This is a genomic window from Thalassovita mediterranea (assembly GCA_019448215.1).
In the GTDB taxonomy this organism is placed as follows: Bacteria; Pseudomonadota; Alphaproteobacteria; order Caulobacterales; family Hyphomonadaceae; genus Henriciella.
Genome location: CP080408.1, coordinates 1,385,333 through 1,398,366 on the forward strand (window position 1 = coordinate 1,385,333; position 13,034 = coordinate 1,398,366).

9 protein-coding genes are annotated in these 13,034 nt (G+C 60.6%); 6 read left to right on the plus strand and 3 right to left on the minus strand.

The annotated features are described in order from the left end of the window. Positions 1-28 precede the first annotated feature (28 nt). Both putA and KUV46_06830 read left to right on the plus strand, forming a co-directional pair. Positions 29-3,154 carry a bifunctional proline dehydrogenase/L-glutamate gamma-semialdehyde dehydrogenase PutA gene (putA, locus tag KUV46_06825; protein ID QYJ02096.1) on the plus strand — a complete coding sequence of 1,042 codons (3,126 nt, stop codon included), beginning with the start codon at positions 29-31 and terminating at the stop codon, positions 3,152-3,154. Positions 3,155-3,186: 32 nt separating this feature from the next. Further along, positions 3,187-4,053 carry a DUF3298 and DUF4163 domain-containing protein gene (locus KUV46_06830; GenBank protein QYJ02097.1) on the plus strand — a complete coding sequence of 289 codons (867 nt, stop codon included), beginning with the start codon at positions 3,187-3,189 and terminating at the stop codon, positions 4,051-4,053. Between the two features lie 6 nt (positions 4,054-4,059). On the opposite strand, the gene KUV46_06835 is transcribed toward KUV46_06830, so the two are convergent. After that, positions 4,060-4,380, minus strand: coding sequence for a hypothetical protein (locus KUV46_06835; GenBank protein ID QYJ02098.1), 321 nt, complete (start codon positions 4,378-4,380; stop codon positions 4,060-4,062). Positions 4,381-4,425: 45 nt separating this feature from the next. Between KUV46_06835 and KUV46_06840 the strand changes: the two genes are divergently transcribed. Beyond that, positions 4,426-5,733: a beta-lactamase family protein gene (locus KUV46_06840; protein ID QYJ02099.1), complete on the plus strand. Its 1,308-nt coding sequence runs from the start codon at positions 4,426-4,428 to the stop codon at positions 5,731-5,733. 344 nt (positions 5,734-6,077) lie between these two features. Then, a complete protein-coding gene (locus KUV46_06845) occupies positions 6,078-7,952 on the plus strand; it encodes a ribonucleoside-diphosphate reductase subunit alpha (protein QYJ02100.1) in 1,875 nt (624 codons plus the stop codon). A 229-nt stretch (positions 7,953-8,181) separates the two neighbouring features. Here KUV46_06845 and KUV46_06850 read toward each other — a convergent pair whose 3' ends face one another. Together KUV46_06850 and KUV46_06855 are read right to left on the minus strand one after the other, a co-directional pair. Continuing rightward, positions 8,182-10,407, minus strand: a complete 2,226-nt coding sequence (locus tag KUV46_06850) for a TonB-dependent receptor (GenBank protein ID QYJ02101.1) — start codon at positions 10,405-10,407, stop codon at positions 8,182-8,184. A 78-nt stretch (positions 10,408-10,485) separates the two neighbouring features. Beyond that, the gene (locus KUV46_06855; GenBank protein ID QYJ02102.1) at positions 10,486-10,791 is read right to left on the minus strand and encodes a hypothetical protein; all 306 of its coding nucleotides are present in this window, start codon (positions 10,789-10,791) and stop codon (positions 10,486-10,488) included. Positions 10,792-11,096: 305 nt separating this feature from the next. Here KUV46_06855 and KUV46_06860 point away from each other — a divergent pair, with 305 nt between their 5' ends. After that, entirely contained in the window at positions 11,097-11,906 is an 810-nt protein-coding gene (locus KUV46_06860; GenBank protein QYJ02103.1) for a lipid A deacylase LpxR family protein, read from the plus strand. Between the two features lie 94 nt (positions 11,907-12,000). Beyond that, on the plus strand, positions 12,001-13,017 hold the full coding sequence (locus tag KUV46_06865) for a lipid A deacylase LpxR family protein (protein ID QYJ02104.1): 1,017 nt from the start codon (positions 12,001-12,003) through the stop codon (positions 13,015-13,017). Positions 13,018-13,034 lie beyond the last annotated feature (17 nt).

Here is a 13,034-nt window from a genome sequence, read left to right on the forward strand (position 1 = left end):
GCAGGACCGGCCGACGACGGAGGACATTATGCCCGATACGCTGACGCCCATGGCGAAGAGCTGGGACGCGCTCGACAAGATGAAATTCGCCGATGAGGAAGCCCTTGTTGCCGAAATCCTGAAATCGCTACCGCTGGATGAACGCGCGCGGACCGCTGCGGTTCGCCGTGGCCGCGAACTGGTCCAGATCGCCCGCGCGGCCGGACGTCCGAAAGGCATGATGGAAAGCTTCCTTGAGGAGTTCGGACTTTCGAACTCTGAAGGCCTTGCGCTGATGTGCCTGGCCGAAGCGCTGCTGCGGGTGCCGGACGCCGATACGCGCGACGATCTGATCGCAGAGAAGATTCGTTCCGGCGACTGGGGCGCACATTCGGGCCAGTCCGATAGCTGGCTGGTCAATGCTTCGACCTGGGGCTTGATGCTGACCGGGCGTGTCATCGGTGCGCCGAGCGATGCCAAGAAGGGCCCGTCAACTTTCGTGTCCAATCTTGTGCGCGAAAGCGGCGAGCCGGTCATTCGCGCGGCGATGATGCAGGCCATGCGCATCATGGGGGAACAGTTTGTGCTGGGCCGGACGATCGACGAAGCGCTGAAGCGCGGGCGCAAGAAAGTGAAAGCTGGTGAAGCGGCGAATTTCAGCTTTGACATGCTGGGTGAGGGCGCGCGCACGCATGACGATGCCGAGCGCTATTTCCAGTCCTACCGCGAAGCGATCAAGGAGGTCGGGGCGGATGGCGACGCGTCCCTTTCGCCGGAAGCAAAGAACGGCATCTCGGTAAAGTTGTCAGCGCTTCATCCGCGCTATGAAGCGGTCAATGATGCGCGCGTGCATGCAGAACTTTATCCGCGTCTGCTGGCGCTCTGCGAAGATGCGGCAAAGGCCAATATCAATCTCTGTCTTGATGCCGAGGAAGCCGACAGGCTGGTCATTTCGTTGCAGCTGCTGGAGCGGCTGATGCGTGAGCCATCGCTGAAAGGCTGGAGCGGTCTTGGCCTTGCGGTGCAGGCCTATCAAAAGCGCGCGCAGGATGTGATCAAGCGCCTCTCCGAACTCGCTGGCGAGACTGGCATGCGCCTCATGGTGCGCCTGGTGAAGGGCGCCTATTGGGACACAGAGATCAAGCACGCCCATGAAGAGGGCATGGTCAATTTCCCGGTCTTCACGACCAAGCATGGCACCGACATCAACTATCTTGCCTGCGCGCACGCCCTGCTGCAGGCAAGCCCGCGCATCTACCCGCAATTTGCGACGCACAACGCACACTCGCTCGCGACCATCCTGATGATGGCGGAGTCTGAGGGTGTGACGAATTATGAGTTCCAGCGCCTGCATGGCATGGGTGAGCCGCTCTATGGCGCGGCGGAAAAAGGCGACAAGGTTCGCGTCTATGCGCCGGTCGGTGCGCATAAGGACCTGCTACCGTACCTCGTGCGCCGCCTTCTGGAGAATGGCGCGAATACGAGCTTCGTGCATTCCTTCCTCGACCCCGATGTCGATGTCGAAAAAGTGGTCGACGACCCGATCGCGAAAGTGGAGGCTGGCCCCCGCCGCCATCCACGTATTCCGACGCCGCCGCGCCTCTATGGTCCGATGCGCAAGAACTCCATCGGTGTGGATCTCTCACAGGCGAGCGAGCGCAAGGTTCTGGAAGACCATGTCGACCGGCTGCGTGAAGGCAAGGCGCTGATTGCTGGACCTATCATCTCCGGCAAGGTGCTGAGCGATGGCGGCACCGAAGTGTTTGCGCCGTCCGATACCTTGCGCCGTCTCGGTACGGTGCGCGAAGCGTCTGACGCAGATGTCGATGCCGCGCTTGATGCGGCGACGGCCTTCCAGCCTGAATGGGACGCGCTTGGTGGGGCGAAGCGGGCAAAGATCCTGTCGGATATGGGCGACGCGCTCGAGGCCAATATGGACCGGCTGGTCGCGCTCATGGCTGAAGAGGCTGGCAAGACATTTGGCGATGGCATTGCTGAAGTGCGTGAGGCGGTCGACTTCTGCCGCTACTACGCGGTGCAGGCCGAAGAAAAGTTCGAGGGTCGCACGCGCCTTCCGGGGCCTGCAGGTGAGACCAACCATATCTCGCTGCATGGCCGCGGCGTGTTTGCCTGTATCTCGCCCTGGAATTTCCCGCTGGCGATCTTCACGGGACAGATCACGGCAGCGCTTGGCGCAGGCAATACGGTGGTCGCCAAGCCCGCAGAGCAGGCGCCGATCATCGCTTTTGAAGCGGTGCGTATCTTCCAGGAGGCGGGACTTCCGGCTGGCGCGCTACACCTCGTTCCGGGACGCGGTGAGACTGTGGGCGCAAAGCTTACAAAGGATCATCGTGTTGGCGGTGTCTGTTTCACCGGCGGCACGGATACCGCCCGCCTCATCAACAAGACGCTGGCAGACCGGCAAGGACCGATCATTCCGCTCATCGCCGAGACGGGCGGCCTGAACGGCATGTTTGTCGACACCACGGCCCTGCGTGAGCAGGTGATCGATGATGTCCTCGTCTCTGCCTTCGGGTCTGCGGGTCAGCGCTGCTCGGCGCTGCGCGTCCTGTTCCTGCCTGATGCGACGGCCGACTTCATTCTGGAAGGCCTCAAGGGGGCGATGGATGAGCTGAAAGTTGGTGATCCCGGCCGCGCCGATACCGATGTCGGACCCGTCATCGACAATGAGGCATACGACATGCTCCACGCCTATATGGCGCGCATGGAGACAGAGGCGTCTGTCGTAAAGAAGCTGGACACGCCGGCAGGTGGCCACTTCTTCGGACCATCGATCATTGAGCTGAAATCGCTCGATCAGATCGAGAAGGAAACGTTCGGGCCTGTGCTCCACGTGGTGCGCTACAAGCCGGACAATATTGCCGAGGTTGGCGCGGCCCTTCAGGCGAAAGGCTATGGCCTGACGCTTGGCGTTCACTCACGGCTTGAGAGCTTTGCGGCCAAGGTTCGCGCCGCCGTGAAGGCAGGCAACACCTATGTCAACCGCTCCATGACCGGGGCGGTCGTCGGTGTGCAGCCGTTTGGCGGCGAGGGCCTTTCCGGTACCGGTCCGAAAGCAGGTGGTCCGCATTACATGCTGCGCTTCGCAACAGAGCGTGTGGTCACGGTAGATATTACAGCTCAGGGTGGCGACCCGGAACTGTTGAGCTTATAGCCTTCAAAACACTGTTTTTGAGGGCGCGGCGAATGAAGCAAGCGAGCATTATCCTGACAGGTGTCATCTTCCTCGCGGCGTGCGGCGGGGAAAAGGCGGTAGAGAGCGAGAGCGTCCGGGTTTCGCAGCTGCCACGTCCCGAACAGCCCTCCAGCAACGGGTTTGCTGACCCCAATGGCGGTATCGCCATCGTCAGCGGGACTGAAGCGGCCTCCATCGATATCCGGCTTCCAGCGCGCATAGACGATATCGACCCGGAGCTGGCAGCGCTTATTCGCGCGCGCGCTGAAGAGGGTAAAGACGCGTTTCTCGCTGCAGCGCAGAATGACCGTACCGATGCGGAGAATGAGGGATATGCATTCCGGCCGCACTCGCTGACCGTCAGCTGGGAGGAGGTTGGCCCTCGCGAAGGAACGCTTCGCGCTTTTCTGGGCTCTTACGCTTCCTATTCTGGCGGTGCCCACCCAAACCTCCAGTTCAATATGCTGAACTGGGACGAAGGCCTTGGCGAGGAGATCGGCTTTGCTGATCTTTTCGAAGATGAGGACGCCGCCCGCTCTGTGATGGCGGACGCGCTGCAGACGGCGCTGATCGAGGCCAAACGCGAACGCCTCAATGATGACAGTCTCACCGACGCACAGCTTATGGATACCTGGCTGAGGGCCGCATTCGAGAATAATGATGCGATCTTCGAGAATTTTACGGTCGCTCGGGGGATCGACAGCGAAGCGCCAGCGGGCCTCGTCTACCACTTTGAGCCTTACACGGTCGGCGCCTATGCCGAAGGCCCATATGAAGTCATCGTGCCAGCCGCAGTCTTCATCGGTGAACTTGCGCCGCGTTATGGTGAGCTATTCGACCCAACCGCCGAGATCGCGCAGAGTGCACCTGCGCCTTGATAGGTGCTACTGGTCCCCGTCGACCAGTGTACATCCGAGGCCTTCTTCATAAACGGCCGTCGCGCTGACGACGCCGCCAAGTACTTTCGCCCGGATCGCATTGCCGTCTTCGCTGAAGCTCACAGCGCTCACATCCTCGGTGAAGTCGGCAAGGCAGCTCTCCATGGGGCGTTCCGCAACAAAACGGCAGGAGCAGACCATCTTTGCGCCATAGGGTGTCGCGACCCGTGCAAGATCGATCTGGTCCTTGATCATGAATTGCCAGGCAAGCAGCGCCAGAACGCCCAACATGATGACGATGACAATCGCGGCTTTGACGAGTTTCATGCTCTGCCTCTAGATGTGATCTGACAATCGTTACGGAGCGCGTCGATGTTGTTCAAGTCTCTCCTCATTGCAGCCGCCTGCGCTGTCGGTATGCAGGCCAGTGCACAGGGCCTTGCGCCGCTGCCGCCGCAGTCTGAGGGGGTTGCCTGGCCCACTGAAACCTGGCCCGAGGGCGATGTGCCTGCCGGAATTGAAGGGGAGCTTTCGCTTCTCGTCCGCGATGCTATGGCGACGGGCGTGGCGGAGCCCATGGGCCAGACGCGGGCGATCGTCATCATCCACGAAGGACGCCTCATCTTCGAAACCTATGCCGACGGCTTCGGGCCGGACACCAAGCAGGTGTCATGGTCGATGGCGAAATCGATCACCTCAGCGCTCGTCGGCCGGGCGGTCGAGCTCGGCCTGATCGAGGATATCGACTATGTGATGCCGACGCCGTTTCCAGAGGGCGACCCGCGCGGTGAGATCACATGGCGCCAGTGGCTGACGATGACGGATGGGCTCGATTATCTCGAAATCGGCTCGACGGGGCTCACCGACAATGATGTCGTCCAGATGATGTACGGCCCCGGCCGGTTCGATGTGACACAACATATAGTGGATGAGTTCGAGCTGGCGCACGACCCCGGTGCGGTGTGGAACTACTCGACAGCGGGATTTCATCTGATTGGATGGGCATTGCAGCACATCTCGCGCGAAGCCGAGCCCATTTCTACTGGCCGTACCTTCGCGTTGGAGGAGCTGACGCCCTCTTCGGTCCAGTTCACGAAAGCCTGCCTTGATCGCATGATCGAAGCGCCGCCGGAAAAGATCGTCGAGGACAGACCTATGATGAAACAGGGGCCGTGTGCGCTCGGTGTCTTCATGCGCTTTTTCGACGAAATCGGCATGGACGCGCAGCCTGAGTTTGACGCCGCTGGCACCTATCTCGGCGGGTCGCTGGTCTGGGCGTCAGCGCGTGACTTTGCAAAGTTCGGTTATCTCTATCTGCGCGACGGCGTCTGGGACGGTGAGCGGCTTCTGCCTGAGGGCTGGGTCGACTTTTCGCGCCGGGACCCTGTGTCCACCAAGGCCAATGTCTATGGCGCAGGCTGGTGGCTGGGTGCGGACCCCGCGCCAGAGCCGGCAGACCAGGCCGCAACGACGCCGCCATTCGATGCCTTCTCGGCGCAGGGCCATGAGGGCCAGACGATCTGGGTCGTGCCCTCAAAGGACCTCGTGATCGTCCGGCTCGGCCTGATGCCGAATGGCGGGGACAACTGGCCAAGGCTCTATGAGTGGAATCAGTCCATCGCGCGGCTCTTCCCGGACGTGTCCGACCGGGAGGTCTCTTCGGCTGACGGCGAGGGGTGATTCGAGACCGGATCCCCGCAGTGACGGGGGCTTCCTTATCGTCTTGCGAAAAACTGATTCAGGGTGTGCTCGTTTGCGCGCCAGCGCCCCAGAACTTTCCGCATCCGAAACAAAATTTTCTGCAATTCGTTTATCGCTTTTAGTGGCGGGCCTTGCGGGCAGGAAACTCACCGAAGATGGTGAGATTTCCACGGCAACCGTCGCAAATTCGGCAGAGTGCCCATTGACCAAGCCTTAACCTTCGGAACACTATATCTAGTATTGGGACGGGGTAGAGGCACCGCATATGGCGCTTCAGGGGCCAAATCCCTATATTTGACGGGCCGATTGAGAGGAAAGACACCATGTCTGCGAGCACTGTTGCGACCAAAACATCCGCCGCGCTCCGCCGGGGCAAGCCGAAAGGGCAGACGCCGCGTCCGGACCTCAAGGTCGTTAGCGAAATTGAGATCGAGATCGACGAGTCGCGCGATGCGCTGCTGACCGAATTCGGCAAGAAGACGCTCGAAGACCGCTATCTCCTCGCTGGCGAAAGCTATCAGGACATGTTTGCCCGCGTCGCGAAGGCTTTCGCTGACGATCAGGACCATGCCCAGCGCATCTATGATTACATCTCCCGCCTCTGGTTCATGCCAGCGACGCCTGTCCTCTCGAATGGCGGCGCTGACCGGGGCCTTCCGATTTCCTGCTTCCTCAACCAGGTTGGCGACTCGCTAGACGATATCGTCGAGACCTGGACGGAGAATGTCTGGCTCGCCTCGAATGGCGGCGGCATCGGCACCTATTGGGGCAATGTCCGCTCCATCGGTGAGAAAGTCGGCCAGAACGGGCAGACCTCCGGCATCATTCCTTTCATCCGCGTGATGGACAGCCTGACCCTCGCGATCAGCCAAGGTTCGCTGCGCCGCGGCTCGGCGGCCTGCTATCTCGACATCCACCACCCGGAAATCGAGGAATTCCTGGAGATCCGTAAGGCATCGGGCGACTTCAACCGCAAGTCTCTCAACCTGCACCATGGCATCAACATCACCGATGAGTTCATGGAAGCGGTCCGCAAGGATGAAGAGTTCGGCCTGCGTTCGCCAAAGTCCGGCGAAGTGCTGCGTACCGTCAATGCGCGCAAGATCTGGCAAAAAATCCTCGAGCTGCGCATCCAGACCGGTGAGCCATACCTGCTCTTCACCGACACGGTGAACAACGCGATGCCTGCGCACCAACGCAAGCTTGGCCTCAAGGTCCACCAGTCGAACCTCTGCTCGGAAATCACCCTTCCGACGGGCGTCGACCAGAACGGCGAAGACCGCACGGCTGTCTGCTGCCTGTCTTCGGTCAATGCCGAGAAATTCCTTGAATGGTCCAAGGACGAGAACTTCCTGGAAGACATCTTCCGCTTCCTCGACAACGTGCTGGAAGACTTCATCCAGCGCGCGCCGAACGAGATGGCCCGCGCGGTCTATTCCGCCAAGCGAGAGCGTTCGGTTGGTCTCGGCCTGATGGGCTTCCACTCCTTCCTGCAGACGATGAACGTGCCGATCGAAAGCGCGATGTCGAAAGTCTGGAACGAGAAGATGTTCAAGCACATCCGCGCTGGCGCCGACCAGGCGTCGGTCAAGCTCGCCAAGGAGCGGGGCCCATGTGAAGACGCGCGCGACGCTGGCATGATGGCCCGCTTCAGCCACAAGATGGCCGTTGCGCCGACCGCGTCGATCTCGATCATCTGCGGTGGCACCTCGGCTGGCATCGAGCCGATCCCGGCAAACGTCTACACGCACAAGACGCTGTCAGGCTCCTTCACGGTGAAGAACCAGCAGCTGGAGCGCGTGCTCGAGCAGAAGGGCGCGAACACCGAAGAGACGTGGAATTCGATCCTCGAGAATGAAGGTTCCGTCCAGCATCTCGATTGCCTCGACGAGCATGAAAAGTCTGTCTTCAAGACGGCTTTCGAGCTCGACCAGCGCTGGATCATCGAACTGGCCGCAGACCGCACGCCGTATATCTGCCAGAGCCAGTCGCTCAACGTCTTCCTGCCTGCCGACATCAACAAGTGGGACCTCCACATGCTGCACTGGACGGCATGGGAGAAGGGCCTGAAGTCGCTCTATTACTGCCGCTCCAAATCGGTCCAGCGCGCAAGCTTTGCGGGCGCCGCCGACAAGGAAAAGGCAACCGGCATGGACGTGCCGAACACTGACTATGACGAATGTCTCGCCTGCCAGTAGGCGCAGTCTCCGTCTTCATCTGAGGGGATGAGGAAAACCCCGGCTCAGCGATGAGCCGGGGTTTTTTGTTTGGAGTGCTGTCGCGCCCTCGCGCTCGTGCTTCGATACCTGCCTTCGCCGGCACATGCTTCGCTCAGCATGAGCGCATTTGCAGGGGCAGAAATTCAACGCCCTCATCCTGAGCGAAGTCGAAGGACGAGGGCGTTATGGGCCGCCGGGGGACGCTGCCCTAGAACACGATCCTTACACCGCCGCGGAAGTTGCGGCCGGGGGCAGGGACGGTGTCCTTCAGCACGGAGGAGGCGTAACGAACCTCCTCATCGGTGACATTGCGCACATCGAGGAAGAGCTCTGTGCCTTCGCTGCCGAAACCGAGGTCTGCGAGCGACAGCGCGCCCCGCAGGTCCAGCGTCGTGTAGCCATCCGTTGGCAGCTCACCAATGCCGGTATCGTCCTGATCGGCCGCGACGGTCACGCTTGCCCCGGCTTTCCAAAGACCCCAATCGCCATCAAGCGAGGCGTTGAAGGTGCTCGGCGGGAGAAGCGGTACGTTACCGCCACTATCGATGTCAGAGCTGACGAAATCGACATTGGCTTCTGCACGCCAGTCGGCACCTAGCGGGCCGGCAGAGAGCGTATAGTCGACATAGATCTCGCCGCCCGTGAAGCTCGTATCTTCCTGGACGAAAAGATAGACAGGCAGCTCATCGATTTCATCGACAAGGACGCCGCCATCGATCGTCTGGCCCGGCGTCAGGTAGATGAAGCCGTCAAATTCGGTGTGGAACAGGTTTGCCCCGAAGCCAAAGCCGGTATCACCGCGCCAGCGAACTGTGCCCTCAAGGTTCAGGCCGCGTTCCTTGTCCAGCGTGTTGTCGCCAACTTCATACTGCTCGGTCGCAAGGTGTGCGCCGTCAGCGAAGAGCTCGCTCTCATTTGGTGCGCGTTCGGTCAGGCTGACCTGACCACCGACGAACCAGCCATTCTCCCAGTGCTGGTGCACGCCGAACGAGCCAGAGAAGAGATCATACTCGCGTGAGCCCGCCACGATATTGTCGAGCTCGGTCGAGTCGTAGCGCAGGCCACCTTCGACACCGAAGCCGTTGGCCCATTCCCTTGTCTGATAGAGGAACACGCCCGTCGACATGGTGTCGGTTTTGGTGATGAAGGCCTCGTCACCAACTGCGTCCAGCGTCTTGTCCAGGATTTGCACGCCAATAGCGCCTTCCCAGTCGCCGAAACCGGTGCCGAGCTCCACGCGCCCTTCGGCGCCGTCACTTTCATATTTGGTGCCTGGTTCTCCCGGCGCTTCGAACTCGGTATGCTCATAGTCAGCAATCGAGATATTACCGGCGATGCGGGTGAACGGACCGATATTCAGGTCCGCGCCACCGCGGAAGTCGTACCGGGTCTGCTCGAGGTCGATGAACGGGTTTTCCTCGCCCTCTTCGCCTTCCTCGTGATCGTGATCCTCGTCATGATCTTCGCCCTCTTCATGGCCATGTTCGTCTTCATGCCCATGCTCGTGTGCGTGGCTATGACCGGGGAGGCCGTAGTTGGATGTCTGGCGACGAATAGCGATCCCTGCAAAGGCATTATCACCGACCCAGGAGAGGCCGCCTGCAAAGGATTCCGTTTCTACAAAAGAGTTCTCGAGCGTGTCGCGAACTTCCTCATCCTCGTGATCATGCTCCTCATGGTCATGATCTTCACCCTCGGCGTGCTCCTCTTCATGATCGTGGTCGTCGCCTTCGAGCGCTTCGAGTGCGCGCAGACGAGAGGATTCAGCGAAGCCGGGAATGTCGTAATTGTCGAAGTCGCGGGCCGAGGCCGACAGGGACAGCACGAAAGGCCCGGTGGTGAAGCGACCCTTGATGGCGCCTTCCTGTCCTTCATTGACGCTGTTGAACGCGCCATAGGCTTCGCCGGAGGCTGGCTCATCCGGCAGGCCCTCGACGATCAGGCCATCAATGACGTTGACGACACCGCCGATCGCCTGCCCGCCATAGGCAAGGGCGGCCGGGCCACGCAGGATTTCGATTTTCTCGGCATCGATACCGTCGCCAGCGACCTGGTGGTCAGGCGAGGCGGCGGACGCGTCGATGACGCCAATGCCATTGGTCAGGACAAGCACGCGTTCAGCCCCAAGTCCGCGAAGGACGGGACGGCTGGCGGCCTGACCGAAATGGGTCGTGGAGACGCCGGGCTCGCTATCGAGCGTATTGCCGAGAGAGGCCTGGAGGCGTTCGACGATCTCGCCCCGGGTGACGGCGCTTGCGTTGCCGATCATCTCATCGGTTTCGCGTTGCGGGCCGACGCCGGAAACGATGACGGTGGAGAGACGCTCTGGCGCTTCATTGGCCGGGGCGGTGTCTGCATTCTGGGCGATGGCAAGCGGGCTTGCGCCCACCAGCAGGGTTGCCGCGAGCGTGCGGCGCAGGAGTCTGGAAGTCATGTGTGGGTATTCCCCTCAATCAACAGGAAGATCGCCCGGCCCGGTTCTGGTGTCCGGATCTTCGGGCGGCGTCAGTCTCTATTGATTGAAGGCAGGTGGCCCTCGGGGCGGCGGGGCGCGTCCGGGAGGGCGCGACCATGGCCTGAAGTCGAGGGTCGGCGTTTCCGTCAGCGCAAAGGCGCGAGGCGGCGCTGGCAGCACAGGTGTGACAGGAAGCGGGGCAACCTGCGGCGCGACCACATGTGCCAGGTCGCAGGAGACGCCATAGTGCTCGTGCGGAGCGTCGCCATGCGCAGCGGCGTCATAAAGGCTTGCGCCCTGAACCCAGAGGAACAGAGCGATGAAAAGTGCCTTTGAGGCCCAGCTGAAGCGCGGCAGCGTCATTGAGGTTACGATGTAACATCCGCCACGGCGTGCTCAAGCGGTTTTTGCCAGCTTCGTGAGCCCGCGCTGTTGATATTGGTTGCTTGGAAAGGCTGGAATGGCGGGTGCCTTGGCGATTTCCTTAACCAAACATGTGGGTTGGTCTCAGAAAATTCACATTTGCAGGAACCTATTCTCAATGGAGGAATTGTAAGAATTCGTAAGCGCAACAACACGAAACACCCCTGTGACAGGGCGTTCATGTATGTTACAAGAGGGACGAAACGTCGTAACCCTGTGGTTTAAGGGGCGGCTGGAGTAACGAGATGATGATGCTTTTGGCCACAGTGATTGCAGCAGGCTGCCAGGGTTGTACCCCTGCGCAGGCAAGCTCTGCTACGACTGTCAGAAGTGTTGCTGCAGATGTCGACTATCGACTGGTTGAGTCGAATAGCGAGCAGAAAGCTGCGACCGTGCGTGCCGCGTCGAACTTTTCGTTCAGCCAGGCCCAGACGTCAGCGACATCTGAGATTGCAATCGCGCCGGTTCTGGGTGTGCGTACAGTTCGCCCGCTTGGTGTAGATGCCTCCCGCCCGCCTAGCGTGAACAGCCTCCGAATCTCGAACTCGGCCGGTATTGTTGGCTATCAGGGCCGCCGTAGCGCGGAGAATCTCACCCGGCCTGTGCGTCAGGTCAGCGATTTCGACGCTGAAGTTGCCATTTCCGCGCCGATGGAGCGTACCGGTCTTGGCTTCGATGTCGGCGTCGTTCCGCGAATAAGTGTCAGCAAGGATGGCGACTTCCAGCAGCGCAGTTTCGGCGGTGAAATCCGTATCGGTCAGAATTTTGATCAGCGCGGTGAAAATGTAGCGCCCGATAGCTGGTATCTGTTTGCTGGCGCGGATGGCGAAGCGCTCGTCTATGAGCCGGGCGGAGAGCGCAACTTCACCAATCGCATGGCGCTTCGCGACCAGGTGACAGTTGGCGATATGCAGGCCGGTGTGTCTTTCTCACGCGGCAATGGCCAGCTTTCGCTGAGCTATATCCACCGCGAAGTGGAATATAATGAGCGTGGCATGCAGGGGCAGCGCGCGGCCGAAGACTTTGCTGGCGTGAGCTTTACGCTTCGCCGCTAGAGGCACGCGCAGTCGTTTCCAGATTTTAAGCTGACGGACCGGGCCAAGCTGCGCTATGGGCGCGGCGATTGTTCTATGATCGGTCCCTTGCCTGATGCGTGCTGCATTCCTCCTCTCCGTAATTTTAAGTGTCATGCTCCTGCGGCCCGCCCATGCGCAGGAGCTGAATGGGCCGCTGCCCGATGAGCCTGCGCCGCGCGGCGTGTGGTCACTCACCTCGGAGAACGATCTTTTTGGCGGGACGGACCGCAACTACACCAACGGCATCCGGATTGAGCGTGTTTCGCCTGAAGACAAGGTGCTACCGATCCTCGACTGGGCAGCACGACGGGTGCCTTTGCTTGATCTCGAGCGGCGCAAGCTGCGCCAAGGGCTCGCCCTGTCGCATGCGATCTTTACGCCGGACGATATTTCCTTGTCTGACCCAGATCCTGATGACCGGCCTTATGCGGGCTGGCTCTATGTCTCCGGTACGGTGGTGGCGAGTGACGACCGGGTGCAGGATGTCCTGCAACTCAACCTCGGTGTGGTCGGCCCGGCAGCACTAGGCGAGTTCGTACAGAGCAACTGGCACGACCTCATCGAGGAAGATCAACCCAAAGGATGGGACTACCAGTTACGCAATGAGCCTGGCATTGAACTGATTGCGCAGCGCATGGCGCTCTATGAGGGGCCAAGTCTGCCGCTGGGGTTAGAGACCGACTATGGCATCCATGCAGGCGGCGCGCTTGGCAATGTGCGTACCTACGCGGCAACGGGCCTGACGGGTCGAATCGGATGGGACCTTGGGGCGGACTTTGGCCCGCCGCGCATCCGTCCAGCGCTTGCAGGCGCAGGGACTTTCTCGCCCCAGAAAACCATCGGCGCCTATCTCTTTGCGGGTATTGAGGGGCGCTTCATCCTGCGGGACATGTTCCTCGACGGGAATGCGTGGCGCGACAGTCCGCGTATTTCCGATCGCAACAAGCTGGTCGCCGATGCGCAGGCCGGTGCCGCGCTCCATATCGAGAATGTGCAGTTCGCCTTCACCTATGTGCACAGGACTGAAGAATTTCAGCGCCAGGCGGGGCCGCAGAGGTTCGGCGCTGTCTCAATTTCCGTTGCCTATTAAGGGGTTGCGCGCCCGGC